The 26,109-nt window shown below is 70.2% G+C and carries 23 protein-coding genes; 12 read left to right on the top strand and 11 right to left on the bottom strand.

Going from position 1 to position 26,109, the window contains the following annotated elements; all coding sequences use genetic code 11:
* From ACFY12_RS19330 to ACFY12_RS19320, 3 genes are read left to right on the top strand one after another with little or no spacing between them, the layout of a single operon-like run.
* On the top strand, positions 1–927 hold the full coding sequence (locus ACFY12_RS19330) for a glutamate ABC transporter substrate-binding protein (RefSeq protein WP_390717017.1): 927 nt from the start codon (positions 1–3) through the stop codon (positions 925–927).
* Between the two features lie 21 nt (positions 928–948).
* Positions 949–1,593, top strand: coding sequence for an amino acid ABC transporter permease (locus ACFY12_RS19325; protein WP_390717016.1), 645 nt, complete (start codon positions 949–951; stop codon positions 1,591–1,593).
* Positions 1,590–2,459 (top strand): amino acid ABC transporter permease, encoded by an 870-nt coding sequence (locus tag ACFY12_RS19320; RefSeq protein WP_390717015.1) that lies wholly within the window; start codon positions 1,590–1,592, stop codon positions 2,457–2,459. The genes ACFY12_RS19325 and ACFY12_RS19320 overlap by 4 nt, the downstream gene beginning before the upstream one ends.
* A gap of 69 nt (positions 2,460–2,528) precedes the next feature.
* Here ACFY12_RS19320 and ACFY12_RS19315 read toward each other — a convergent pair whose 3' ends face one another.
* The 5 genes from ACFY12_RS19315 to ACFY12_RS19295 all read right to left on the bottom strand — a co-directional run bounded on the left by ACFY12_RS19315 (position 2,529) and on the right by ACFY12_RS19295 (position 6,859).
* Complete coding sequence (locus tag ACFY12_RS19315; RefSeq protein ID WP_390717014.1) at positions 2,529–2,993, bottom strand: hypothetical protein; 465 nt, start codon at positions 2,991–2,993, stop codon at positions 2,529–2,531.
* Positions 2,994–3,064: 71 nt separating this feature from the next.
* A complete protein-coding gene (locus tag ACFY12_RS19310; RefSeq protein ID WP_390717013.1) occupies positions 3,065–3,364 on the bottom strand; it encodes a hypothetical protein in 300 nt (99 codons plus the stop codon).
* Between the two features lie 198 nt (positions 3,365–3,562).
* Positions 3,563–4,633: a glutathione S-transferase family protein gene (locus tag ACFY12_RS19305; protein WP_390717012.1), complete on the bottom strand. Its 1,071-nt coding sequence runs from the start codon at positions 4,631–4,633 to the stop codon at positions 3,563–3,565.
* Positions 4,634–4,725: 92 nt separating this feature from the next.
* Positions 4,726–5,697 (bottom strand): non-homologous end-joining DNA ligase, encoded by a 972-nt coding sequence (gene ligD / locus ACFY12_RS19300; RefSeq protein WP_390717011.1) that lies wholly within the window; start codon positions 5,695–5,697, stop codon positions 4,726–4,728.
* Between the two features lie 325 nt (positions 5,698–6,022).
* A complete protein-coding gene (locus ACFY12_RS19295; RefSeq protein WP_390717010.1) occupies positions 6,023–6,859 on the bottom strand; it encodes a polysaccharide deacetylase family protein in 837 nt (278 codons plus the stop codon).
* A 368-nt stretch (positions 6,860–7,227) separates the two neighbouring features.
* Between ACFY12_RS19295 and ggt the strand changes: the two genes are divergently transcribed.
* Both ggt and ACFY12_RS19285 read left to right on the top strand, forming a co-directional pair.
* Positions 7,228–9,048, top strand: a complete 1,821-nt coding sequence (gene ggt, locus ACFY12_RS19290; RefSeq protein ID WP_390717009.1) for a gamma-glutamyltransferase — start codon at positions 7,228–7,230, stop codon at positions 9,046–9,048.
* 201 nt (positions 9,049–9,249) lie between these two features.
* Positions 9,250–10,782 (top strand): amidase, encoded by a 1,533-nt coding sequence (locus ACFY12_RS19285; RefSeq protein ID WP_390717008.1) that lies wholly within the window; start codon positions 9,250–9,252, stop codon positions 10,780–10,782.
* Here the strand turns inward: ACFY12_RS19285 and ACFY12_RS19280 are convergent.
* The 3 genes from ACFY12_RS19280 to ACFY12_RS19270 all read right to left on the bottom strand — a co-directional run bounded on the left by ACFY12_RS19280 (position 10,766) and on the right by ACFY12_RS19270 (position 13,333).
* On the bottom strand, positions 10,766–11,320 hold the full coding sequence (locus ACFY12_RS19280) for an isochorismatase family protein (RefSeq protein ID WP_390717007.1): 555 nt from the start codon (positions 11,318–11,320) through the stop codon (positions 10,766–10,768). The genes ACFY12_RS19285 and ACFY12_RS19280 overlap by 17 nt on opposite strands.
* A gap of 82 nt (positions 11,321–11,402) precedes the next feature.
* Entirely contained in the window at positions 11,403–12,887 is a 1,485-nt protein-coding gene (locus ACFY12_RS19275) for an MFS transporter (RefSeq protein ID WP_390717006.1), read from the bottom strand.
* The gene (locus tag ACFY12_RS19270; RefSeq protein WP_390717005.1) at positions 12,884–13,333 is read right to left on the bottom strand and encodes a MarR family winged helix-turn-helix transcriptional regulator; all 450 of its coding nucleotides are present in this window, start codon (positions 13,331–13,333) and stop codon (positions 12,884–12,886) included. The genes ACFY12_RS19275 and ACFY12_RS19270 overlap by 4 nt, the downstream gene beginning before the upstream one ends.
* 262 nt (positions 13,334–13,595) lie before the next feature.
* On the opposite strand from ACFY12_RS19270, the gene ACFY12_RS19265 reads away from it, so the two are divergent.
* Positions 13,596–14,438 (top strand): nitrilase-related carbon-nitrogen hydrolase, encoded by an 843-nt coding sequence (locus ACFY12_RS19265; RefSeq protein WP_390717004.1) that lies wholly within the window; start codon positions 13,596–13,598, stop codon positions 14,436–14,438.
* On the top strand, positions 14,435–15,760 hold the full coding sequence (locus ACFY12_RS19260; RefSeq protein ID WP_390717003.1) for an aspartate aminotransferase family protein: 1,326 nt from the start codon (positions 14,435–14,437) through the stop codon (positions 15,758–15,760). The genes ACFY12_RS19265 and ACFY12_RS19260 overlap by 4 nt, the downstream gene beginning before the upstream one ends.
* 339 nt (positions 15,761–16,099) lie before the next feature.
* Here the strand turns inward: ACFY12_RS19260 and ACFY12_RS19255 are convergent, their stop codons facing one another.
* A complete protein-coding gene (locus tag ACFY12_RS19255) occupies positions 16,100–16,984 on the bottom strand; it encodes an ABC transporter substrate-binding protein (protein ID WP_390717002.1) in 885 nt (294 codons plus the stop codon).
* 307 nt (positions 16,985–17,291) lie between these two features.
* On the opposite strand from ACFY12_RS19255, the gene hydA reads away from it, so the two are divergent.
* Complete coding sequence (hydA, locus tag ACFY12_RS19250) at positions 17,292–18,686, top strand: dihydropyrimidinase (RefSeq protein WP_390717001.1); 1,395 nt, start codon at positions 17,292–17,294, stop codon at positions 18,684–18,686.
* A 12-nt stretch (positions 18,687–18,698) separates the two neighbouring features.
* Positions 18,699–19,715, top strand: a complete 1,017-nt coding sequence (locus tag ACFY12_RS19245) for a TIGR03842 family LLM class F420-dependent oxidoreductase (RefSeq protein WP_390717000.1) — start codon at positions 18,699–18,701, stop codon at positions 19,713–19,715.
* A 160-nt stretch (positions 19,716–19,875) separates the two neighbouring features.
* Here the strand turns inward: ACFY12_RS19245 and ACFY12_RS19240 are convergent, their stop codons facing one another.
* The gene (locus ACFY12_RS19240; protein WP_390716999.1) at positions 19,876–21,450 is read right to left on the bottom strand and encodes a hypothetical protein; all 1,575 of its coding nucleotides are present in this window, start codon (positions 21,448–21,450) and stop codon (positions 19,876–19,878) included.
* 456 nt (positions 21,451–21,906) lie between these two features.
* Here ACFY12_RS19240 and ACFY12_RS19235 point away from each other — a divergent pair, with 456 nt between their 5' ends.
* From ACFY12_RS19235 to ACFY12_RS19225, 3 genes are all read left to right on the top strand, one after another.
* Positions 21,907–22,845: a LysR family transcriptional regulator gene (locus tag ACFY12_RS19235; protein ID WP_390717322.1), complete on the top strand. Its 939-nt coding sequence runs from the start codon at positions 21,907–21,909 to the stop codon at positions 22,843–22,845.
* Positions 22,846–23,161: 316 nt separating this feature from the next.
* Positions 23,162–24,280 (top strand): alanine racemase, encoded by a 1,119-nt coding sequence (locus ACFY12_RS19230; RefSeq protein WP_390716998.1) that lies wholly within the window; start codon positions 23,162–23,164, stop codon positions 24,278–24,280.
* 184 nt (positions 24,281–24,464) lie between these two features.
* The gene (locus ACFY12_RS19225; protein ID WP_390717321.1) at positions 24,465–25,574 is read left to right on the top strand and encodes an LCP family protein; all 1,110 of its coding nucleotides are present in this window, start codon (positions 24,465–24,467) and stop codon (positions 25,572–25,574) included.
* A gap of 76 nt (positions 25,575–25,650) precedes the next feature.
* Here the strand turns inward: ACFY12_RS19225 and ACFY12_RS19220 are convergent, their stop codons facing one another.
* Positions 25,651–26,037: a MarR family winged helix-turn-helix transcriptional regulator gene (locus tag ACFY12_RS19220; protein WP_390716997.1), complete on the bottom strand. Its 387-nt coding sequence runs from the start codon at positions 26,035–26,037 to the stop codon at positions 25,651–25,653.
* Positions 26,038–26,109 lie beyond the last annotated feature (72 nt).

The following is a 26,109-nucleotide window of genomic DNA, read 5'->3' as shown; positions in this document are numbered from 1 at the left end:
ATGCCGCACACCCACCCCACGCGCCCGCACCGCACCCTCCTGGCCCTCGTCATCCTCGCCACCCTCGCGCTGGCGGCCTGCGGCCGGGAGGGCAGCCCGCCGGTCAAGGGCCCGAAGGGCAGCGAACTGCCCCGGTACGCCGTCGCCAGGAACGTCCGCCTGCCGGACTCCCCGACCTGGCGGAAGGCCGAGCGCCGCGGCTACCTCGTCATCGGCGTCAAGGAGGACCAGCCGTACCTCGGCGAGAAGGACCCGGCGACCGGGCGCTACACCGGCTTCGACATCGAGATCGCCAAGATGATGTCGGCGGCCCTCGGCTTCCCGCCCGACACCGTCCGGTTCCGGACCATCGCCTCCGCCAACCGCGAGACGGCCCTGCAGAGCGGCCAGATCGACCTGTACGTCGGCACGTACACCATCAACGCCAAGCGCAAGAAGCTGGTGGGCTTCGCCGGGCCCTACTACATGGCCGGTCAGTCGCTGCTGGTGCGCGCCGACGACAAGGACATCAGGGGCCCGCGGGACCTGGCCGGCAGACGCGTCTGCTCGGCGTCCGGCTCCACCCCCTACCAGCGCATCCGGGCCGAGTACCCCAAGGCCGTCCTCGTCGCCTACGACACCTACTCGGCGTGCGTCGACAACCTGCTGACCTACCAGGTGGCCGCGGTCACCACCGATGACGCGATCCTGCTGGGCTACGCCGCCAAGGTGCCCGACGAGCTCAAGGTCGTCGGCACACCGTTCTCGAAGGAGCCGTACGGCATCGGCGTCCCGCGCGGCGACAACGCGCTGCGCCTCGCCCTCGACGACGCGCTCGCCGCGGACGAGAAGGACGGCGACTGGAAGAAGGCCTATGACGCGACGCTCGGCCTGTCCGGGGTACCGGCGCCCGAGCCACCCCCGATCGACCGCTATCCGGCGACCTGAGGAACCAGGGAAAACCGACCGATGAACGTTCTCCTCGACAACCTCTCCCTCTACGGGGAGGGCCTGCTGGGCACCGTGGAACTCACCGTCTACGCCTCGCTGCTCGCCCTCGGCCTCGGCTTCGTCATGGCGGCCTTCCGGGTCGCGCCGGTCGGCTCGCTGCGGGCCTTCGGCACGGCATGGGTGACGGTGCTGCGCAATACGCCGCTGACCCTGCTGTTCTTCGCGGTGGTACTGGGCCTGCCGCGCTTCGGCCTCGTCCTGCCCTTCACCCTCTTCGCCGTCCTGGCGCTGGGCTGCTACACCTCCGCGTTCATCTGCGAGGCGGTCCGCTCGGGTATCAACACCGTCCCCGTCGGCCAGGGCGAGGCGGCCCGCAGCCTCGGCATGACCTTCCCGCAGACCCTCGGGGACGTCATCCTCCCGCAGGCCTTCCGGTCCGTCATCCCGCCCATCGGCTCCACGCTGATCGCGCTCGCCAAGAACTCCGCGATCGCCGGCGCCTTCAGCGTCGTCGAACTGCTCGGCGTCTACAAGCCGCTCAACGAGCTCGGCTACAGCATCATCTGGAGCTTCCTCTGGATCGCCGTCGGCTATCTGCTCGTGACCCTGACCATCAGCGCGGCCTTCAACTACCTGGAGCGGCGCTTCGGAGCCGCCCGATGACCACCACCGCCCTGTACGACATCCCCGGCCCGCGGGCCCGGGCGCGGCACCGCGCCTACGGCCTCGGGGCGACGCTCGCGATCCTCGCCCTGCTCGGCTGGATCCTGTCCCTCCTCTTCGCCACCGGTCAGTTCACCGCGGCGAAGTGGACTCCCTTCCTCTACAAGGGAATTCAGGAGCTGCTGCTCGACGGCCTCGGCAACACCCTGCGGGCCTTCGGCCTCGCGGCGGTGCTCTCGCTGGTGCTCGGCGGGGTGCTGGCGATCGGCCGGCTCTCCGACCACCGCCTCGTCCGCTGGGTGAGCACGCTGGTGGTGGAGTTCTTCCGGGCGATGCCCCTGCTGGTCATGATCTTCTTCATCTATGTGGCGCTGCGGGTCGCGCCCCTGCCCGCCCTGGTCGCCGGTCTGACCCTCTACAACGGCTCGGTGCTCGCCGAGGTCTTCCGCAGCGGCGTCAACGCGGTCGACCCCGGCCAGCGGCAGGCCGCGTACGCGCTGGGCATGCACAAGAGCCAGGTCATGACGTACGTCCTGCTGCCGCAGGCGGTCCGGGCGATGCTCCCGGTGATCATCAGCCAGCTGGTGGTCGCCCTGAAGGACACCTCGCTGGGCTTCCTCATCACCTACGAGGAGTTTCTGCACGCCGGCAAGCTGATCGCGTCCAACCTCGACTACGACCTGCCGTTCATCCCCGTCGTCCTGATCATCTCGCCGGTCTACATCGGGATGTGCATGCTGCTGTCCTGGCTGGCCAACTGGGTCTCCCGGCGCCAGCTGCGCAACCCCAAGGTCGAGGCCGCCGAGGTGGCCGCCCCCGAGCCGGGCGCCCTCCTGCCGGGCAGCCATCACCAGCCACCCGCGTAGTGTGCCGTCGCGGCCCGGTCCAGTCCAGTCCAGTCCGGTCCAGTCCGGGTCCTGTCCTGTCCTGTCCGGTCAGCGTATGCGGCGCGCCATCCACGGGCTGAGGCCCTGCAGAACCAGCTCCTTGTACGTCTCGTCGCCGGGCAGTGGTACGACCAGCCACTGCTGCCCCGGCGGGAAGAACCGCGGCTTGACGTACGCCAGCCCGCCGTACACCGCACGCAGAAACGCCGGCACCGCGTCTCGCGGGACGTCGGCGAACTCCACCCCGTCCACGGTGATCTTCGCATCGTCCTCAGGGAAGAGCTGGACCGTCACGGCCGGGGACCCGCCCACCTCCACGAACGCCTCGTGCGGCAGCGAACCGTCCGGGTCCAGGACGGCGCCCACCCCGGCGGAGGTACGGCGGGAAGCCCGGTCCGCGCCGATGTCGTCGGTGACGGTGACGTCGAGACCGTACTCGTCGGCGACGGCACGGACGGCGGTGACGGCCGACTCGGTCGTCGGCAGCTGCGGGCGCGATGCGGAACTCTCCATACCCCGATCATCCCGCACCCGCTTCCGGGAGCTGCTGCACCCCGTCGCGCAGCACTTCGCGCAGCTGCTGCTCAGGTGCCGCTCATCAGATCGCTGAGCCCGGTGCGCAGCTCGTCCGCGTTCATCACCGGCTGGAGCGAGACCTTCGCGTGCAGGTCCATGAAGAACGATTCGATCAGCGGAGGTATCTGCGACGACTGCTGCATATCGAAGTAGTAGAAGCAGGTGCGGTCACCGTGGTCGAGGGTGAAGTAGGCGGCCTCCGGTTTCAGGGCGCTGAGCGCCGCCTCCATGATCTTGGACAGGGTTCCGTTCTTGATCAGCTCATTGCCCGCTTCGGTCGGTATCTGGGCCTTCAGGACCATCCTCATCGGGCTCACCCCTCGTCTGGATCTCGTGGAGCCATCTGGATCTCGTGGAGCCAACAGTGCAGCCACAGTGCAGCCACAACGTGGCCGTAGTGGAGCCAACAGTGGAGTCAGGAGGGGGAGTCGGGAGGGCAGTCACTGGGGGTATGCCCCTTTTCGTCCCTCTCCGTTCTCAGGGTCTCACGACGGCCCGCCGCCCGGTCACGAGCCGAGCCGGAGGTGCTCGGCGCGGCCTCCGGGCGGGACCTCCTCGGCCGCCGGCACCGGGCCCGGCGGTGTGCCGTCGCCGAACGGCCGGCCGCCCAGCTCCTCACGGTGGTGCGGGGTGAGCCAGGCCGACAGATCCGGCCCCAGGGGGACGATGCCGGTCGGGTTGATGCCCGTGAGCACCCGGTGGTAGTGCTGCTTGATGTGGTGGAAATCCACGGTGTCGCCGAAGCCCGGCGTCTGGAAGAGGTCCCTGGCGTACGCCCACAGCACCGGGTCCTCGGCCAGCTTGAACAGGTTGCACTTGAAGAGCCCGTGGTAGACGGCGTCGAAGCGGACCAGCGTGGTGAACAGCCGGATGTCGGCCTCGGTGAGGGTGTCACCCATCAGGTAGCGCCGGCCGGACAGCCGCTCGGAGAGCAGGCCCAGGCGCCGGAACAGATCGCGGAAGGCACCGTCGTACTCGCTCTGCCCGGTGGCGAAACCGGCCCGGTACACGCCGTTGTTGACGTCCCGGTAGACACCGGCCATGAGGATGTCCATCTCCTCGCGCAGCGGCTCCGGGCAGAGGTCGGGCGCGCCGGGCCGGTGCAGCGCCGTCCACTCCGTCGCGAAGTCCAGGGTGATCTGCTGGAAGTCGTTGGTGACGAGCCGCCCGCTGGGGATGTCGACGACGGCGGGGACGCTGACCCCGCCGGGGTGGTCCGGCTCGCGGGCGTCGTAGGCCTCGCTGAGGAAGCGGATGCCGAGGACCGGATCGCGTCCGTCCGGGTCCAGGGTGAAGCGCCAGCTCCGGTCGTCCTGGATCGGGTCCGGGATGGCCAGCGAGATCGCGTCCTCCAGGCCGAGCAGCCGGCGTGAGATCACGGCGCGGCTCGCCCAGGGGCAGGCCCGACTGGCCACCAGCCGGTAGCGGCCGGCCTCCACCGGCCAGCCGTCGCAGCCGTCCGCCGTGATGCGGTCGGTGAAGTGGACCCTGGCGCGCCGGAAAGGCCGCTTGCCGTACTCGGTGCCGCCGCACGGGACGGTGCCGTTGGCCGGTTCGGACATCGCGGGCTCGGACATCAGCGACTTCCTCCATTCCTTCCGCTTTCTTCCGCCTTCTTCGGATTTTTTCCGCTCTTGCCTTTCCTTCCGCTCCTGCCGTACCTGCCGCGTCAGCCCAGCTGCGTCAGATCCGGCCGCAGCCGGTGCCAGATCGGGTGCCGCAGCCGGCCGGCCGAGGTCCAGCCGGTGAACGCGACTTCGGCCACCAGCCGGGGCTCGGCCCAGTGCGCCCCCGTCACATCCACGGCGTTGACGAACGGGGAGCGGTCCAGCGGGATCACTCCCAGGTACCGCGCCAGCTCGTGGCGTTCCCGGTCGGACAGGCCCGAGCCGACCGCACCGACGTACCGGAGCCCGGCCGGCTCAGCCACCCCCGCCAGTACGGAACCGGGCAGACCGGCGAGACCGCCGTGCCCCTCCGTCCAGCCCCCGATGATCACGTCGAGGGTCTGCAGATGCTTGGTCTTGCGCCACTCGGGCGAGCGGACCCCGGGCAGGTACGCCGAGGCCAGCCGCTTCGCCACCACCCCTTCGAACCCGCCCCGCAACGAGGCCTCCCACGCCTGCCGCGCATGACCCTCCACAGCGGCCGGGGCCGACCAGTTGGCGCCGCGCAGCCGCAGCTCGGAGAGGACGGACCGGCGCTCGCGGTACGGCGTGCCGAGCAGCGATCCCCCCAGATACATCACGTCGAAGAGCACCAGGTGCACCGGGTACTCCATGGCCAGCCGGGCGGTGCGGCGCGGATTGACCACACCCATGCGGCGCTGCAGCAGCCCGAAGTCCGGCCGCCCGTGCGCGTCCAGCACCACCACCTCGCCGTCGAGCACCGCGGGCCGGCCACGCAGCTGCGCACCGAGCGGTCCCAGCTCCGGGTAGGTCGTGGTCGCGTCGTTGCCGGCCCGGGTGATCAACCGGATCGTGCCGTCACCGGGTGTGTTGACGATGCAGCGGGCCCCGTCCCATTTGACCTCGAACGCCCATGCCGCCTCTTCCTCCGCGCCGGGCAGCGGGCCGACCGTGGCCAGCATCGGCCGGATCACGGGGTACGGGGCCGAGCCGTGCTCGGCGGTCGGGGCCATGGTTCGATGATCGGCCGAGGCGTGGGCGTCCGCAGATCGGCAGTCCTCGGCGCCGTCCCGGCACCTGCGCACCGCCGCCCCGGCGTCTGTGTACCGCCGCCCCGGCGTCTGCGCACCCGTGGGCCGGAACGAGGAGGCCCCGGCCGAACGGGGGAAGTCGGCCGGGGCGGCAGCGCGGGCACGGGGGGAAGCCCGCGCGCAATTGAACCGTAAAACATTAGGGTGGATTTCGGGGCATGACGTGACGGTTCTCACCTGCTACGGACGTCCGCGTCGCGTGGGCACCTGGTGTCCCCGGTTCGCCGCCGGCTTCCCGTCGGCTCCGTCACGGCTCGATGGGCACCGGCCGGTAGCCATCGTCCAGCAGTCGCGGCAGATACCAGCGCAGCGCCTCGACGGTCTGCCGGCGAGGCCCGCCCCCGTCATGCGCGAGCACGATGCCGCCGGGGCGGATCCCCGCCAGCACCGCGTCCGCGATGTTCTCCGCGCCCGGAAGGGTCCAGTCCAGTGAGTCGGTCGCCCAGCCGACCGGCGACATCCCCAGCTCGTTGCAGATGCTCAGCGAGAGGTCGTCCCAGGCGCCGTACGGGGCCCGGGCCAGGTTGGGCGCGGCGCCGAGGACGTCGTCGATCAGAGCGCTGGTACGGCCCAGCTCGCTGCGTACGTCGTCCGGCGGCAGCCCGGTGAGCTGGGGGTGGCTCCAGGTGTGGTTGGCGACGGCATGGCCGTCCTCGGCGATGGCGCGCAGCAGCCCCGGAAACCCGACGGCGTTCTCCCCGATGACGAAGAAGGTGGCCCGGACGCGGTGACGGCGCAGGATCCGCAGGATCTGCGGGGTGTAGCGGGGATGAGGGCCGTCGTCGAAGGTCAGGAAGACCTCCCGGCGGCCGGCGCTGAGGGTGTAGGCGATGTCCGCGTGCGGTGCCGCGGCACCGGGGCCGGAACGGGAGGTTTCACCGGCCATGGGGCGCAGCCGGTACGCCGCCGCGGGCGGCTCCGGCGGGCGTGGCCGGGCCTGCGGCTCCGGTACGGCCTGCGGCTCCGGTCCGCCGCTGTCGCCGACTCCGAACAGCGCACGGCCGGCACCGAGCGCGCCGAGCCCGACCACCGCCTGCAGAAGCCTCCGCCTGGTGGTCGTCCGCTTGTCCGATTCCGTCGCCACTGCTCCTCCGGCGGTCCGCTGTGCCTGGCTGGCTTCCCACGTTGGCGGGTGCGGCGCCGTGTTGCGGCGTGCCGTTACGCCGTTGGCGGTGCGTCCCATGTTTTCGGCCGTCCCGCCGCCGGGGTTTCTCGCCATAACGCCTGCGGCGGGCGTGGTTTTGCCGGGTGCGGGTCTGCTCCTCCGGACTTCGTCCTGCGGAGCGGCCCCTCCCGTGAGGGGGAGGAAGGGGCCGGTGGGGGCGCGCGTACGTGGTTCCCGGTACGCCTCTGCCGCGACGGAGTCTGGTCATGGCGGGAAGAGTCCGGCAGCATCTACGGCGGCAGAAGCGAGGACTCAAGCACCCAACTCACGGGGGGCCGGACCTACAGATGACCAGAGCCCGACGTCTCACCATCCTGGGAGCGGCCGCCGCGCTGACCGGCTCCCTGGCGGCTGTCCCGGCCGCCGCCCAGTCCACCGCGCCACCGTCCGTGGCCACTCCGCAGAAGACCCCAGTGCAGAAGACGCCGGTCGCCGTCGGCTACGGCGGAGCGGTCGCCAGCGTCGACCCGGACGCCTCGGCCGCGGGGATCGAGGTGCTCAAGAAGGGCGGCAACGCCGTGGACGCGGCCGTCGCCACCGCCGCCGCCCTGGGCGTCACCGAGCCGTACTCCGCGGGCATCGGAGGCGGCGGCTACCTCGTCTACTACGACGCGAAGGCCAGGACGATACGCACGCTCGACGGCCGGGAGACGGCCCCGCGCTCGGCGGGCAAGGACCTCTTCCTGGACCACGGCAAAGCGATCCCGTTCGACGAGGCGGTCACCAGCGGGCTGAGCGTCGGCACTCCGGGTACCCCCGCCACCTGGGACACCGCCCTGAAGAGGTGGGGCAGCAGGTCACTCGGCCAGGTGCTGCGCCCGGCCGAGCGGATCGCCTCGCGCGGTTTCACCGTCGACGAGACGTTCCGCAAGCAGACCGCCGACAACGAAGCACGGTTCCGGGACTTCCCGGCGAGCGCCCGGCTCTTCCTGCCCGGCGGCAAGCTGCCGGTCGTCGGCTCGACGATGAAGAACCCCGATCTGGCGCGTACGTACGAGGAGTTGGGCAGGAAGGGCGTCGGCGAGCTCTACACGGGCCGGCTGAGCCGGGAGGTCGTGCATACGGTCAACAAGCCGCCGGTGCGCGCCGGATCCACCCGCACGGTGCGGCCCGGCGACCTGACCGCGCGGGATCTGCGGTCCTACGAGGTCCGCAACCACGCGCCCACCCACACCACCTACCGGGGCCTCGACGTCTACGGCATCGGGCCTTCCGCCTCCGGCGGCACCAGCGTCGCCGAGGCGCTCAACATCCTGGAGAAGAGCCGCCTGGGCGAGCTGAGCGAGAAGCGGTTCCTGCACCGTTATATCGAGGCCAGCCGGATCGCGTTCGCCGACCGCGGCCGCTGGGTCGGCGACCCGGCCTTCGAGGACGTACCGGTGAAGGGCCTCACGTCGAAGCGGTTCGCCGCCTCCCGGGAGTGCCTGATCAATGACGGAAAGGCGCTGGCCAGCCCGCTCGCGGCCGGTGATCCGTCGCACCCCGCTCGCTGTGCGGGTGCCCGTCCGGCCGCCCCGACGACGTACGAGGGGGAGAACACCACCCATCTGACCGCCGCCGACAAGTGGGGCAATATCGTCTCCTACACCCTGACCATCGAGCAGACGGGAGGCAGCGGCATCACCGTCCCGGGCCGGGGGTTCCTGCTCAACAACGAGCTGACGGACTTCTCGTTCGCACCGGCCAACCCGGCCGTGCATGACCCGAATCTGCCGGGGCCGGGCAAGCGGCCGCGCTCGTCGATCTCGCCGACGATCGTGCTCCGGCACGGCGAGCCGGTGCTGGCGCTCGGCTCGCCCGGCGGCGCGACGATCATCACCACCGTGCTGCAGACCCTGGTCAATCACCTGGACCGCGGCCTGCCGCTGGTCGACGCGATTGCCGCGCCCCGCGCCAGCCAGCGCAACGCGGCCGCCACCGAGCTCGAACCCGGGTTGTGGAACAGCCCCGTCCGACGGCAACTGGAAGCGCTCGGACACGTCTTCAAGCCAAATCCGGAGATCGGCGCGGCGACCGGCGTCCAACGGCTCCCGGACGGCCGCTGGCTGGCCGCCGCCGAGAAGGTACGGCGCGGCGGCGGATCGGCGATGGTCGTTCACCGGTCGTGACGACCTTTGGCCTGGGCCTCGGCCGTAACGTCCCCCGGTCGAGGCCCCGGACGTCACACTTCCGGTACGCCCCGGACCGCTGTGTGCCGTCCGTGTGTCGTCGATGTACCGCTCAGCGCGGCGTCGTTGATGGTCGCGGCGGCGCCGATTAGCCTCCTGGGACCGTTCGTTCGAATGGCGGTCCCAGGGAGGGCACGCAGCGTGAGCGTTGACGAGAGCCAGGAGAGCGTGGCCGGGGACCCGGCCCGGCAGACCGGCGCCGTGACCGGGGAGTGGGAGGGCCTCGCCGAGCAGGCCCGGGCACTGGCCGAGGGGCGGGTGACCTCGGCCGAGCTGGTCCGGCGGTCGCTGGAGCGCATCGAGGCCACCCAGCAGACCGTCAACGCCTTCCGGCGGGTACGGGCCGAGGCCGCGTCGGCGGAAGCCGCCGAGGCAGACCGCAGACTGGCCGCCGGCGAGCGGCTGCCCCTGCTGGGGGTGCCGGTCGCGGTCAAGGACGACACCGATGTGGCGGGCGAGCCCACCGCGTTCGGCTGCGCCGGCGACTTCCCGCCCAAGGAGCGCGACGCCGAGGTCGTCCGGCGGCTGAGGGCGGCCGGCGCGATCATCGTCGGCAAGACCAACGCCTGCGAGCTGGGCCAGTGGCCGTTCACCGAGGGCCCGGCCTTCGGCAACACCTGCAACCCCTGGAACCTCGCCCACACCCCCGGTGGCTCGTCGGGTGGTTCGGCCGCCGCGGTCGCCGCCGGACTGGTACCGGCCGCGCTCGGCACCGACGGCGCCGGCTCGGTCCGGATCCCCGCCGCGTGGTCCCATCTCGTCGGCATCAAACCCCAGCGCGGCCGGATTTCCACCTGGCCGGACCCCGAGGCCTTCCAGGGGATCACCGGCATCGGACCGCTGGCCCGGACGGTCGAGGACGCGGCGCTGCTGCTGGACGTGGCGAGCGGCAACCACGCGGGCGATCTGCACCGGCCACCGGCCATCTCGGCCCGTGAGGCGGCCGGCCGCGACCCGGGGCGGCTGCGGATCGCGCTCTCCTGGAGGCCGCCCGTCACCTTCACCCGCAAGCCGCTGCACCCGGACGTACGGGCCGCGGTCACCGGGGTGGCCCGCACCCTGGTCCGGCTCGGCCACTTCGTCGAGGAGGCGGAGCCGGACTACGGGCTGGTCGGGCTGGCCTTCGTACCGCGCGCCACGGCCGGGGTGGGGGAGTGGGCCGCCCGGGTCCCCGACGCGTCCCTCCTGGACCCCCGCACCCGGGGGGCGGCGCGGATGGGACGGCTGCTCGGTGGGCCCTTACTGCGCCGGGCCCGCGTCGCCGAGAGACGCCAACAGCAGCGGATCGGCGCCCTGTTCGGCTCCTACGACGTACTGCTGACGCCGACCACCGCCACCCCGCCGCCGCGTATCGGCACGCTCGCCAAGCTCAACGGCTGGCGTACGGACCGCGCCATGATCGCCGCGTGCCCGTACGCCTGGCCGTGGAACGTCCTCGGCTGGCCGGGCGTGAGCGTACCCGCCGGCTTCAGCGGTGACGGCCTGCCGCTGGGCGCCCAGCTCCTCGGCCCGGCCCATGCGGAGCCCCGGCTGATCTCGCTCGCCGCCCAGTTGCAGGACGATCTGCGCTGGCATGAGCGACGGCCGGCCGGCCGTCCGGCGGCGGCGAACGGGGAGAACGGGGAGAACCGGGAGAACGGGGAGAACGGGACTGGAGTCAGGCGAGGAGGCTGAGGATCGCCTCGGTCGTGTCGGTCTCGCCCAGCCGCGGGAAGATCTTCTCCAGGCTGTTGCGGTGGGACGTCTCGTCCAGGTCCGTCATGGCGTCGGTGGCGAGGGTCACGTGGTAGCCGTGCTCGTGTGCCGCACGGGCGGTGGACTCCACGCCGAAGCTGGTGGCGATACCGCCGAGGACGATCTGGGTGACGCCCCGGCGGCGCAGCTCCAGATCCAGGTTCGTGCCGTGGAAGGCGCCCCAGTGCTGCTTGGTGACGACGATGTCGCCGGGCTGCCGGTCGAGTTCGGGCACCAGCTCCGCCCAGTCCGCGGGCGGGGTGTCGCCCCGTAGCGGGGCCTCGGTACGGCCGGGAGCGACGCCGGTGACATTCACCAGGACGACGGGCAGTGCGCGCGCACGGAACGCCGCGGCCAGCCGGGCGCCGCGCTCGATGACCTCGGCGGAGGGCAGCGGAGCGGTGGGCAGGGCGGCGATCCCCTTCTGAAGGTCGATCAGGACCAGGGCGGTGGTGGGGTCGAGGGTGGTGGCGGGCATGAGGCACTCCTTGGGTGAGTCGTGAGTCGTGAGTCGTGAGTCGTGAGTCGTGAGTCGTGGGGTGGACGGGGTCGGGTTACGGCTACGGCTCCTGATGGGCGCGCAACGTGCGGTCGGTGAGGGTCAGAACGAGCAGCAGCACGCCCAGGACGACGCCGATGGCGGCGATCTGATGCAGCCCGGGGTCCGCGGCGCGCTGCCCGTACAGCAGGCCGATGAGGCTGGAGGCGACGATCGCGCCGAGGTACTGGGCGGTGCGCTGCAGCCCGGCGGCCGCGCCGACGCCGTCCGCCGGGGCCTGGGCGTACACGGCGGCCTGATTGCCGGTGGAGGCCAGGCCCTGCGGGATGCCGACGAGCGCGCCGGCGCACAGCAGCACCGGCAGCGGGCTGCCGCCCCGCAGCAGGAGGAAGACCGCACTGCCGGCGGTGAGACAGGCCGCGGCGACGGTCAGCGGGGCGCGGATGCCCCGCGTCCGGGCGCCGGCGATCGAGCAGAGGGCGGCCGCGCCGGACATCGGCAGCATGACCAGGCCGGCATGGAACGGCGAGTAGCCGTGTGCCTCCTCCAGCCACTGGCTGAAGCCGTAGAGCACGCAGTAGATGACCAGGTACGTCAGCCCCTGCCGGAGGTAGGTGCGGACCAGCGCGCCGTTACGGGCCAGCATCCGCAGGTCGAGGAACGGAGCGGGATGGCGCAGCTGCCACCGGACCAGGACGGCGGTGAGCACGCCGGTGGGTGCCAGCAGCGGCCACTGGGGGTCCTCCAGCCGCAGCAGGAAGAACATCGCGCAGGTCAGCGCCCCGGCGAAGAGGCCGATACCCAGAGGGTCGAGAGAACCGGCAGCGGGCGCGGTCCCGGGTGCGTGGGTGGCACCGGAAAGAGGCGGGGTTCCGGCGTGCCCGGCCCGCGCGCCGCGGTCGGCCGGGAGCCAGGCGAGCGCGCCGGCCAGCGCGAGCAGCGCCAGCGGGACATTGATCGCGAACACCGCCCGCCAGCCCGCGGCCGCGGTCAGCAGCCCGCCGAGGGCGGGGCCGACGGCGGCGCTGCCCAGGGCGGCCAGCGAGAGCCGTCCGAGGATCCGGCGCGGGGTGGGGCGTCCCACCCTCCGGGACTCGGCGCGCAGCAGCGCCATCGCCGCGGGGTAGGCGGCCGAGGTGCCGAGACCGAGGACGATCCGGGAGACGATCAGCAGGGTGAAGGTCGGTGCCAGCGCGCCGATCAGGCCCGCGGCGCAGACGCTGAGTGCGCCGGCGGCGAAGACCCGGCGCGGGCCGATGCGGTCGGCGAGCCGCCCCATCATGGGCTGGCCCACCGCACTGGAGAGGTACATCACGGAGATCAGCCAGGCGGTGTCCGCGGCACCGGTGCGGAAGTCCTGGCCGATGGCCACCAGAGCGGTGGCGATCATCGTGGAGTTGAGGGGGTTGAGCAGCGAGCCGAGCAGCAGCGGTGTCATCAGCCGGGCGCCGAAGGCGCGGCCGGTGCCGGCGAGTTCACCGCGATGGTCCGGCCGGGCGTCCGACGGTAACGGTGCCGGCCGCCGCCCGGCTGACGGGTCTGTCATGCCGACACCTCGCTCCGCTCCTGCACCAGTCGCTGGATCAGCCCGGTGGCGGCCGTCAGGGTCTGCTGTTCCTCCGGGGTGAGCCGGTCGGCGATGGCCACCGCGAGCCAGTTCCGCTTGGCCTGCCGCAGCCGGTCGATCATCCGGCGGCCCTCATCGGTGAGGGAGAAGACCACCTGGCGGCCGTCCGTCGGATGCGGGCTGCGGGCGAGGATCCCGCGCTCCTCCAGCGCGCCGACGGTCAGCCGCATGGACTGCGGGCGCACCAGCTCGGCGCGGGCCAGAGCGGCGATGGTGGCCGGGCCGTCGTGGGCGATCCGGCCGGCCACCGAGCGCTGGCTCGGGGTGAGCTCTCCCTCCGGGGAGGCGGCACGCAGATGGCGCATCAGCTGTGCGACGGTCGCGCTGAGCTCCGTCGCCAGGCGTTCCTGATTCCTGTCCGGCATGTCTCCAGTCTAGGATCCCAGCAGGAAAACTTGCAAGTTTCCCTGTCGAGATTCCCGATCCCGTCCCCGTCCTCCTCCCCGATTCCACCCATGCCCCCATCCCTGATTCCGCCCCGCCCTCCCGCGGGCGCGCCACGGTGGAGATGGTCTTGCCACGGTCCGTGACGCGGCTTACGGTCACCTCCACACGCGTAGACCGCGCCGCGACCAGCGTCGTGGCCTCGTGTGGCCGCAGGCTGACGCGTCGACAAAGGAGCAGCTCATGGCCGATGTTGTGCGTGCCGCACTGGTCCAGGCCACCTGGACCGGCGACACCGAATCGATGATCGCGAAGCATGAGGAGTACGCCAGGGCGGCGGCCGCGCAGGGCGCGAAGGTGATCGGCTTCCAGGAGGTCTTCAACGCCCCGTACTTCTGCCAGGTCCAGGAGCCGGAGCACTACCGCTGGGCCGAACCGGTACCCGACGGCCCGACCGTACGGCGTATGCAGGACCTCGCCCGCGAGACCGGCATGGTCATCGTCGTCCCGGTCTTCGAGATCGAGCAGTCCGGGTTCTACTACAACACCGCGGCCGTCATCGACGCCGACGGCACGGTCCTCGGCAAGTACCGCAAGCACCACATCCCGCAGGTCAAGGGGTTCTGGGAGAAGTACTACTTCAAGCCGGGGAACGCCGGCTGGCCGGTCTTCGACACCGCCGTCGGCAAGATCGGCGTCTACATCTGCTACGACCGTCACTTCCCCGAAGGGTGGCGGCAGTTGGGCCTCAACGGCGCCCAGCTCGTCTACAACCCCTCCGCCACCTCCCGCGGCCTCTCCGCCTACCTGTGGAAACTGGAGCAGCCCGCGGCGGCCGTCGCCAATGAGTACTTCATCGCCGCGATCAACCGGGTCGGCGTAGAGGAGTACGGCGACAACGACTTCTACGGCACCAGCTACTTCGTCGACCCACGCGGCCAGTTCGTCGGTGAGGTCGCCGGCGACTCCAAGGAGGAACTGGTCGTCCGCGACCTGGATTTCGGGCTGATCGACCAGGTCCGCCGGCAGTGGGCGTTCTACCGCGACCGCCGCCCCGACGCGTACGAAGGGCTGGTGCGGCCATGACCCCCGCCGCCCCCGACAGAACCGGCCTGCACGCCCGCCATCAGGCGGTCCTCCCCTCCTGGCTCACCCTCTACTACGACCGCCCGATCGAACTCACCCATGGCGAGGGCCGGTACGTCTGGGACTCCGAGGGCAACCGCTACCTCGACTTCTTCGGCGGCATCCTCACCACCATGACGGCGCACGCGCTGCCCGAGGTCACCAGGGCGATCAGCAAGCAGGCGGCCCGGATCATCCACACCTCGACCCTCTACCTCTCCCGCCCCATGGTCGAGTTGGCGGAACGCGTCGCCGCGCTCTCCGGCATCCCTGACGCCCGGGTCTTCTTCACCACGTCCGGCACCGAGGCCAACGACGCCGCCCTCCTGCTGGCCACCACCTACCGCCGCTCCAACCAGATCCTGGCGATGCGCAACAGCTACCACGGCCGGTCCTTCCCCGCCATCGCCGTCACCGGCAACCAGAGCTGGTCACCCACCAGCTTCTCCCCCCTCCAGACGCTCTACGTCCACGGCGGCGTACGCACCCGCGGCCCGTACGCGGCGCTGAACGACCGCGACTACATCGCGGCCTGCGTCGCCGACCTGGAGGACATGCTCCAGCAGACCGCGGGCGGGGTCGCCGCGCTGATCGCCGAGCCGATCCAGGGCGTCGGCGGCGTCACCGTGCCGCCGGACGGCCTCTACGCCGCGTTCCGTGACGTCCTCACCCGGCACGGCATCCTCTGGATCAGCGACGAGGTACAGACCGGCTGGGGCCGCACCGGCGACCACTTCTGGGGCTGGCAGGCGCACGCCGACAACGGCCCGCCGGATCTGCTCACGTTCGCGAAGGGCATCGGCAACGGCATGTCCATCGGCGGGGTGGTGGCCCGCGCCGAGGTCATGAACTCGCTCACCGCGAACTCCATCTCCACGTTCGGCGGCAGCCCGGTCACCATGGCCGCGGGCCTCGCCAACCTCAACTACCTCCTCGAACACGACCTTCAGGGCAACGCCCGACGGGTCGGCGGACTGCTCATCGAGCGGCTGCGGGCGGTCGCGGCCGGCCTCGACGCGGTACGCGAGGTCCGCGGCCGCGGACTGATGATCGGGGTCGAACTGGTCCGGCCCGGAACCGATGTACCCGCCCCGGAGACCGCCACCCTGGTCGTGGAGGCCGCCCGCGAACGCGGCCTCCTGGTCGGCAAGGGCGGCCGGTCCGGCGCCTCCCTGCGCATCGCGCCGCCGATGACGCTGACGGTGGGGGAGGCGGAGGAGGGGGCGGATATCTTGTCCGCCGCGCTTTCCGCTGCCCTTGGCCCTTCCGCTGCGCTTGCCTGACCTCCCACGTTTTTGGCTTTCCCGCCGTGGCGCCTGGCGGCGGGCCGTTGCCGCTGCGCGGGGCTGTACGTCACGGGTGCGCCCCTCCGAACTTCGTTCTGCGGTGCGCCCCCTCCCGTGGGTGGGTGGAAAGAGACCGGTGGGGGTGTACGTCATCCCGTATGCGCGCGCAGTGGACCACTCGCGTACACCCCCACTCACCGTTTTTTCTCCCACTCCCGGGAGGGGCCGCTCCGCAGGACGAAGTCCGGAGGAGCGGACCCGCACCCGACACACCCACGCCCGCCGCAGGCGCAACGGCGAGAACACGCACGGCGGGACGGCCGACAACGTGGGAAGTCAACCAAGCGCAGCGGCAAGCGCATCCGCCACGTCCCTGAAGAGGCGCGCATGCGCCCGCTTGCTGCAAGGCGCCTCCGGGTTCCACGGAAGAACCTGGGCGCGGGCCTCGACGGCCCGCCAGCTCACGTCGGCCCTTGGCGCCTCAAGGCGCTCCGCATTGGCCCGTACGTCCCTCAGTACGATGTCCGGGGCCAGCTCCGCGGCCTCCGCCCAGCCGACCGTGGACCAGTTCACCCCGGCTCCGGCGGCCGGTTCCAGCAGGCCGACACCGTGTTCGGACAGCGCCCGCAGATCGGGCCAGGAGCTGGGCCGGGCCAGATGCACCCGTTCCGGACCGGCGGGCGAGAGGGCCAGCACCCGGGCCCGGGGCCGTACGGCGTTGCCGGTGGCGTCCCGCAACGCGTCCTCCGCGGCGTCCAACTCGCGGGCCAGGGCGAGGGGTTCACCCTGGCCCAGTGATCCGGCCAGGGACGCGAATCGCTCGCGGATCCCGGCCAGGCTGCGGCCGGGGCCCACCGCGATGGTGGCGACCGGGACATGTATCTCCAGTTCGCGCGCGGTCTTCGGCTCCAGCCCGTAGACCTGCTCGCCGTCATAGGTCACCGCCACCACGAGGTCCGGCTCGGTCTCCAGCAGGGCGTCGGGGTGCAGCGCGGCGCCCGCGCCCAGGTAGGCGATCTCCGCGAGCGGCAGCTCACCGCTCTTGGCCGGGTCGGGGGCGGCGTTGTCGTGTTCGGACCCGAAGAGCCCCACGGGCCGTATCCCGTGGTCCCACAGGGTCGCCCCCGCCTGTATGTAGGCGACGATCCGGGACGGTCGATTCCCGGCCACTACCAGGCGGCCCCGGTCGTCGGAGAACTCCCACGGTGTGCGTTGTTCCATGACCTGCCGCCTTTCTGCGCCCTCTGTCATGAGGTTGCGTCACCGACGGGGATTACCCGCCGCATCGGCGGATATCTGCCCATCGCACCACCCTCGCACCCTTCTCCCGCGCCCCCGCACCCGTCGGCCGGGCCGCCGTTGAACCGCCCGGCTGATCGCCCGGTCGACACCGGCGTCCTTGCTGATTCATCGTCACGGTATTGCCGCAAGGGGTGACATGCTTCTACGGTGTCTCCTTCTCGACCGGAAATCTACGGGTGTAGACCAGCCGTGACGTGGCATCAGGCGGGGCAGGAAGGGAGCTGGGATGGTGAGCCGTACGGTCGTCCGGGGCGGTCTGGTGATCACCGCCGCTGAAGAGATCCACGCGGATGTACTGATCGAGGACAGCCGCATCGTGGCTCTTGCCTCCACGGGAACGCAGGAGTGGACCGCCGAGCGCGTCATCGACGCTTCGGGCAAGTACGTGATTCCGGGCGGCGTCGACGCCCACACCCACATGGAAATGCCGTTCGGCGGGACCCTCGCCTCGGACACCTTCGAGACGGGGACGCGCGCGGCGGCGTGGGGCGGCACCACCACGATCATCGACTTCGCGATCCAGCCGGCCGGCAAGTCCCTGCGGGAGGGGCTGGACATCTGGCACGCGAAGGCGGATGCCCGGTGCGCGATCGACTACGGCTTCCACATGATTCTCTCCGACGTGAACGAGTCCTCGCTGCGGGAGATGGACGGGCTCGTGAGCGAAGGGGTGACCTCGTTCAAGCTCTTCACCGCGTATCCGGGGGTCTTCTACAGCGACGACGGGCAGATCCTGCGGGCGATGCAGCAGTCCGCGGACAACGGCGGGCTGGTCATGATGCACGCGGAGAACGGCATCGCGATCGATGTGCTGGTGCGGCAGGCGCTGGAGCGCGGCGAAACGGAGCCGCGGTACCACGGCGAGGTGCGCAGGGCGCTGCTGGAGGCGGAGGCGACGCACCGGGTGATCCAGCTGGCGCGGGTGGCGGGCGCGCCGCTGTATGTGGTGCATGTGTCGGCGGAGGAGGCCGTCGCGGAGCTGACGGCGGCCAGGGATCAGGGGCTGCCGGTGTTCGGGGAGACCTGTCCGCAGTACCTGTTCCTGTCCACGGACAACCTGGCGGAGCCCGGCTTCGAGGGCGCGAAGTATGTGTGCAGTACGCCGTTGCGGCCGCGCGCGCACCAGGCGGCGCTGTGGCGGGCCCTGCGCACCGACGACCTCCAGGTGGTCTCCACCGACCACTGCCCGTTCTGCTTCGCGGGCCAGAAGGAGCTGGGCCGCGACGACTTCTCCAAGATCCCCAATGGCCTGCCCGGGGTGGAGAACCGCATGGACCTGCTCCACCAGGCGGTCCTGGACGGGCACATCAGCCGCCGCCGCTGGATCGAGATCGCCTGCGCCGACCCGGCCCGGATGTTCGGGCTGTACGGGAAGAAGGGCACGATCGCGCCGGGCGCGGATGCGGACGTGGTCATCTACGACCCGGCCGCCGAGCAGGTCATCTCGGCGGCGACGCACCACATGAACGTCGACTACTCGGCCTACGAGGGCAAGCGGGTCACGGGGCGCGTGGAGACCGTCCTGTCGCGCGGCGAACTCGTCATCGACCACGGCGAGTTCGCCGGACGTGCGGGCCACGGCATGTACACCCCGCGCGGCACCTGCCAGTACGTGAAATAGAGGAGGCCCACCGTGGAATTCGGACTCGTCCTGCAGACCGATCCGCCCGCGTCGGGGGTCGTCGACCTGATGCGGCGCGCGGAGCGCAACGGCTTTCGCTACGGTTGGACCTTCGACTCGACGGTGCTCTGGCAGGAGCCCTTCGTAATCTACAGTCAGATCCTGGAGCACACGACCGACTTGATCGTCGGGCCGATGGTGACGAACCCGGGGACGCGCACCTGGGAAGTGACGGCGTCCACGTTCGCCACCCTCAACGACATGTTCGGCAACCGCACGGTGTGCGGTATCGGGCGCGGTGACTCGGCGATGCGGGTCGCCGGGCGCAAGCCGAACACACTGGCCACGCTGGCGGAGTCGATCCAGGTCATCCGTGATCTGGCCGAGGGCCGCGAGGCCGAGGTGGACGGGCGGAGGCTGCGGATCCCCTGGGTGCGGGACGGGCGCCTTCCGGTCTGGATGGGGGCGTACGGCCCGAAGGCGCTGGCCCTGGCCGGGCAGCTGGCCGACGGCTTCATCCTCCAGCTGGCCGACCCGTATCTGACCGAGTGGATGGTGAAGGCGGTACGCGACGCGGCGGTCGCCGCGGGCCGCGACCCGTCGTCGGTGACGATCTGCGTGGCCGCACCCGCCTACCTCACCGACGACACCTCGCCCGCCGCGCTCGCGCACGCGCGCGAGCAGTGCCGCTGGTTCGGCGGCATGGTCGGCAACCACGTCGCGGACCTCGTCACCAAGTACGGGGAGCACTCCGACGCCGTGCCCGAGGCCCTCACGGCGTACATCAAGGAACGCGAGGGCTACGACTACGCTCATCACGGCCGCGCCGGGAATCCTGACACCGCCTTCGTACCCGACGAGATCGTCGACCGCTTCTGCGTCATCGGCACCGAAGAACAACACCTCCACAAGCTGAGGGAGTTGGCGGCACTGGGCGTCGACCAGTTCGCGGTGTACGCCATGCACGACGCCCGGGAGAAGCTCATCGACGGCTACGGGACGAGCATCATCCCCGCTGTCCGACAGTGATCTGGAAGGCGGATGCGCGCAACGCACTCCCGCGCTATGACGGCCCGGCGGAAGAATCCGACGGGCCGTCATTGTTTATCGAGGTGAGAAGAGTTCGCATGCCGGAATGAGTCGCTGATGCGGGCGGTACATGCCGACGATGGACAATCTCACTACCTCACTACGGGTGGCAGAGGATCCAGTACGTGATCAGGGGGATGAGGCCGCCGGCCGGATCGCCCCCTGCCCCCCTGACGGTACTTTCCAGAGCCGAGCACGATCCCGAACCGGTCGCGGATGTCCTGGCCTTCCATGCGGCGTCGTATGCCTTCTTGAGCGGAGGATAGATCAGGTCCTGCACCTTTTTCGACAGTTCAGCTTGAGCGCTGGGAGACCCGAAGATTCCTGTCTTGGAATCGACGAGTTTCGCCGTCAGAGTCTCCGCGCTCTTCGCGAACCCGCTATCGAAGGCCTTTGCCCAGTAGCCGCCAACGGCGTCAGGATTGAGATGAAAGGCCACCATGGTGGAGACAGCCTTTTCCAGATTCTCGGGTTCGTCCTTCCTGTTCGACGCGGCGTAAGCAATGATGTAGTTTTCTGCGTCGGTTGCAGAATTGTCGATCTCTCGCACGTTACCGGTGCTGTAATAGAGGGCATGCTTGTTGCCGGTGTGTGCGCTGGTCAGCTCGCTCCAGCGGAATCGGCTCCCGACCGGCCCCCAATCGCTGTCGGAGCACCGGCCTGAACCGGCAGACTTACAGTCTTCTCGCCAGCCGCTTCCCCGCGACGGAGGGTTGTTTTCCTTCCTCGCTCCGGCAACGGCCGGCCGCGAAGCCTCGTGCACCATCTTGGCCGCCGTATCCGCCGCAGTGGCTGCCTTCTCGGCCTGGGCCTTGGCTTCCGCCGCTTCCTTTCGTGCCTTCTCGCGCAACTCCTTGATCTCCTTCAGCACCCCCTCCTTTCGAGGCCCCCCGAACGAATCCAGATGCTGCACTCGAGACTCCGGCCACACGAGGGACGATTCGGCGGCATCCGCGGTGGCGGCCGCCTTCGCGGCTGCCGCCTTGGCCGTCTCCGCGTCCTTGACCGCCTTCAGGGCCGCGTCATTGGCCTGGGTCCACGCTGCGCCTGTCTTCTGGGTCGATTCCTCGGCTGCCTTCCGGGCCGCTTCCGCGTGCTTGGCTGCCACCTCGGCTTGCGCCTTGGCCTCTGCCGTGTTGCTCGCCGCCCAGTCGGCTGCCCGCTTGGCTTCCTTCTCCAACTCCTCCAGTACCGACGGTCCCACTGACGAAACCGCTTTTTCCGGATCCTTGACTATCGCCTCGGTGAATGCCGTGGCTTCCGCCTCTGCTTTGGCTGCCCGCTCGGCCTGCGCCTTGGCCTCTGCTGTGCCTTCCTTCTCGGCCAGCTCCTTGGTCCGCCCCGCGCGTACGGCCACCACATCGGCGAAGTCCTCGACCTTCTGCCTCAGCTTTTTCACCCATCCAGGGCCCTCGGCTTCGTGGTTGCTCGTCCACAGCTCCGGGATGTTCTTGAGGGCATCCAAGGCTTCCTGCGTTCCGTCCGCCGCTTCCTTGGCGTTCGCCCATCGCATCGCGTATTGGGAGTTGATTTCCTCGTAGGAGCTGTTCGCTCCACTGAAGTGGTGGTGAGGGATTACCTCAGCTGCTGTTGCTACGCCGGAGAGAGGTGAGGAGAGCAGCATCACACTTCCCACCACTCCGATGGCGGCCTGCACCATCTTCTTGCTGTTCACGTTCACTGCCTTTCGGTGGCTGTTTACCTGTGTTCGGCCGGGCCGGTCCGCACAGGCATGAAGTGCCGGCTCTCACACGGGTCATGGGGGTGAGCGGGCGCGCTTCTCCGCAAAATACGCAGGGGGAGCGCGGCGCCTGGGCTGGGGGCGACGTGAAGTTCGCCCGGATGACCGCAACGTGGGGAGGCCGCTGGATGTCGTGAAACTCCCGGCATCCCTATCGCCGCGCAGTGTCCGATCGCCGCGCAGTGTCCGAACTGCGTCGAGCCGCACCAGGTGACCGGCCTGAAGAGAGTCTCTCCCCGGGAGGGGACAAAACGCCAACACACGTTCGTCATCCCAGCGATCGCGTTTCGTGATGGGCCGGTATGTGGCAAGAACTAAGCCTTGGTCAGGAATGATTAAAGAGTCCACTGCATGTACTTGATCCCATTAATGGCGATTTACCATCGATGGATGGAACTTCAGCAGATGCGCTACGTGGTCGCGGTCGCCGAGACAGGAGGTTTCACGCGCGCTGCCGAGCGCTGTCACGTCGTGCAGTCCGCGCTCAGCCACCAGGTCGCCCGGTTGGAGAAGGAGCTAGGCTCCCGCCTCTTCGACCGCTCCAGCCGCAGAGTCCGTCTCACCGCGGCCGGCGCGGCGTTCCTTCCCGCTGCGCGGCAGGCGCTGGAGGCGGCGGAGCGCGCCCGTGCCGAAGTCGACGGTGTCATGGGAAAGATGCGCGGCCAGTTGACGGTTGGCGCGATCACCACCGTCGCGGCGGTAGACCTTCCCCGTGAACTGGGCCGGTTCTGTGCCCGCTACCCGCAGGTGCGGGTCGGCTTGCACGTGGCCATGAGTGAGGACCTGATCGAGAGCGTGCGCCAGGGCACATTGGACGTGGCATTCGTCGGCCTGTTCCCCGGGATGCGTCCCAAGGGCGTCCAGCTCAAGCCGCTGGCGTTGGGCGAACTCGTCGCCATCGTCTCGCCTGAACACCCGCTCGCCGACCAGGAGCAGACGGACCTGCGGCGCCTCGCCGGAGAGACCTTCATCGACTTCCCTGCCGGGTCCGCGGCGCGCCGGCAGCGCGAGGCGGCCTTCGAGGCGGCGGGCCTGACGACGCAGACGCCCTTCGAGGTGACCGATGTCCAGTTGCTGGCGAAGCTGGTACGTGCCGGCCTGGGGGTGGGGATGGTTCCGCAGGGCGTTGCCGCTGAGCTGAGCGGCGCGCACATCCTTCGCGTCCGTGACGCACCGACACGTGAAGAGCTGTTGGTGTGGAGCGCGTTCGGCCCCTCCCCGGCCGCCGCGGCATTCCTGTCGCAGCTCGGCAGCGGGTCAGGCGTGCTGCCGCCGGCGGACGGTTCATCCGGATGTCCAAGATCGCCTTCTCTCTCGCGAACCATGTAGCGCTTGATCCTTCGCTGACCGTTGAGGTGCGAAGCGGGCCAGAAGTACAAGTAGACTGTACAGTGGGTCTGTATTTATGGCGCTATCGTGCTCCGATGTCACCTGATGTGGCCGTCATGCCGGATGTTCGGTCCGGGTGGCCGTGAGCTCGTCGGGAAGCCCCAGCGGTATGCGTCGGGAGACCTCGCGACTGATGCTGCGACGAGGCTGGACGCCGCCGCGGTGAAGGAAAACCGGTGCCCTGTAGGGCACTTGATGAACAGGAGAATTCATGAATCACGCCAGCACGCCGGTGTCCGGCGATGGGTGGCCCGTCGTGCCTGAGCTCAGGCTCGACGTGGGGGCGCTGGAGCACAACATCCGTCTCATGGCGGACTGGTCGCGTGAGCGCGGCGTCGAACTGTCCCCTCACATCAAGACCACCATGACACGGGAGATCGTCGAGCGGCAGATGGCGGCCGGAGCCTGGGGTGTGACCGTTGCCACCGTGCGGCAGGCCGGCATAGCCCTGGGGTGGGGAATGCGCCGTATTCTCATCGCCGGCCAGATCGTTCACAGTACCGAGCTCGCCATGATCAGGCGGTGGCTGCGCCAGCTGCCCGACCTGGAGCTGTACTGCTTCATGGACTCGGTGGCCGGGCTTGCCCGCGCGCAGGTGGCCGTCGGCCAGCTGCACAATCCGCTGCGTCTGCTCGTCGAGGTCGGTGTTCCGCGGGGGCGTACCGGAATCCGCGAGCCGTCTCAGGCGGAGGCGCTCGCCGCGATGGCGCTCCATGGCCCGAGCGGTGTGGTCCTGGGCGGGGTCGCGGGGTATGAGGGTGTGCAGCTCAACAACCGGGACGAGAAGACGCTGGCGGCTGTGGACGGGCACTGCTGCACGACCGTGGAGGTCTTCCGTCGCCTCTCCCCGTTCTTCCAGGACGAGTGCCCAGTGCTGAGCATGGGGGGCTCCGCGTTTCCTGACCGGTTCGTCGCCGCCGTGGACGCGCTGCGCACGCAGCACCCGGACCTGCCGGTACTGCCGGTGGTGCGGTCCGGCTGCTATGTCACACATGATCACGGTACCTATGAGCGGGTATCGCCTCTGCCGGGGCTCAGGCCGGCGTTGACGGTCCGCGCGCTCGTCCTGTCCACGCCCGAGGAGGGACGTGCGGTGGTGGGCGCCGGCAAGCGGGAGCTGCCCCACGACGCCGGGCTGCCGGTGCTCGTCAGCGCCCGCGGGCCGTACGGGGTGCCGTTGGAGAAGGCGCGCGCCACGGCGGAACGGATCTTCGACCACCACCTGGTCCTCACCGACGTGCACGGGCTGAAGGTGGGGGACGAAGTCGACCTGGGAATCTCTCACCCCTGCGCGGCCTTCGACCGCTGGCCGCTGATCACCGTGGTCGACGACACCGGCCGCCCACGCGATACCTGGCGCCCCCGATTCCACTGATGCCCGTGCCGCCGCGTGCAGCGGGCGCGCCACCGCGACCACGAACCGTTCGAGACGCCGACCGAGCCCCTGGTCCGCCCGCGAGAGCGACCCTGCGGGCGGGGGCGGCGTGACCACCACCTGCTGACAACCGCGTCGACACGGCACAGTGCCGTACGAGATGGCCATGGGAGAGCTGAGAGAGATGGGCTACGACGGCAACAACGCCACGAACACCGCGCCCCGCGGCACGGGAGGCGCAGGCCGACGCCACCGCCGGCCACGGGCCGGGAGCAGGGCCCGGCGCATCGCCGGTGCCATCGCGCTGGTCGCTGCGGTCTGCGCCGGCGGGCTGGGCATCGCCTACGCCCAGCTCAACGGAAACCTCCGCAGTGTCGACATCGCCGGCGCTCTCGGCAAGGACCGCCCGGACAACGTCGACAACGGCTCGCAGGACATCCTCGTGCTCGGCTCCGATTCCCGTGCCGGCGAGAACGGCAAATACGGCAGAGACGAGGGCAGCGCGCGCTCCGACACGGCGATGATCGTCCATATCCGCGGTGACCGCCGGAAGGCCGCCGTCGTCAGCATTCCACGCGACACGCTCGTCGACCGCCCGATATGCACCACCCGCACCGGTGGCACGATCCCGGCCGCCAGGCGAACGATGTTCAACGAGGCCTACGCGGTGGGCGGTCCGGCGTGCGCCGTCAAGACCGTCGAATCCATGACCGGCATCCGGATGGACCACTATGTGGAGATCGACTTCTCCGGCTTCCAGAAACTGATCGACAAGCTTGGCGGGGTCGAGGTCACCACGGCAAAGAACATCCAGGACAAGCGGAGCCACCTCGATCTCGCCGCCGGCACCCACCTCCTCACAGGTGAGCAGTCGCTGGCCCTGGTGCGGACGCGCCACGGCGTCGGCGACGGCAGCGACCTGGGCCGTATCAAGCTTCAGCAAGCCTTTGTCAAGGCCCTGTTCGGCAGGGTCAGGTCGCTCGGACTGCTCGGCAACCCCGCCAAGCTCTACGGCATCGCCGACGTCGCGACGCGAGTGGTCACCACCGATTCCGATCTGGCTTCCATCGACAAGCTGATCGGCTTCGCCAACAGCCTCACCTCCCTTGACGCTCGCGGACTGGAAGCCATGACGCTTCCTGTCACGCTCGACTCCAAGGACCCCAACCGCGTGGTACCCCTGGCAGGCGCGGCCCAGCTGTGGAACGCCCTCCATGACGACAAGCCGGTGCCGTCGTCGGCCTTCCGTGGATCCATCGCGACCACGACCCAGGCCGACGGCGCCGTGAAGTGACTTCCGCCCGGTCTCGTGCCAGACGCCGCGGGGCAGGCGGGAGTTCGACGACAGGGCCTACGGCGGTGCGGGCCCGTCAGCTCTCGCTGAGCCGTCTCAGGAGGGCCGCAGCCTCGACGATCGTCTGCTGTTCGTCCGGAGTGAGGCGCTCGGTCATCAGTTGCGCGAGATGATCGCTGCCCGTTTGCCAGCGCTCCTCGAGCAGCCGGCGCCCCTGGTCCGTGAGCGCGATCAGGACCTGCCGGCGGTCCGTGGGATGGGGCCGGCGTTCCACGACGCCCGCCGTCTCGGCAGCATTGACGGTGGCGAGCATGGACTGGTGCTTCACCTTTTCGGCGCGGGCCAAGTCGGCTACGCTGCACGGCCCTTCCCACTCGAGCCGTTTGCCCATCGCGGCCTGTGACGGGGTCAGCTCCCCCGTGAACTGCTGGCGCATCTGCCGGATCAGCATGCTCATCGCCATCTGCAGATCCCCCGCTGCTTCTCGCAGGCGCGGGAAGGGTGGGGGAGGGGAAGGCCGACGTGACCTGGAGGA

Source organism: Streptomyces sp. NPDC001339, from assembly GCF_042895955.1.
Classification (GTDB): Bacteria; Actinomycetota; Actinomycetes; order Streptomycetales; family Streptomycetaceae; genus Streptomyces.
This window is presented reverse-complemented; position numbering and strand designations above follow the sequence as displayed.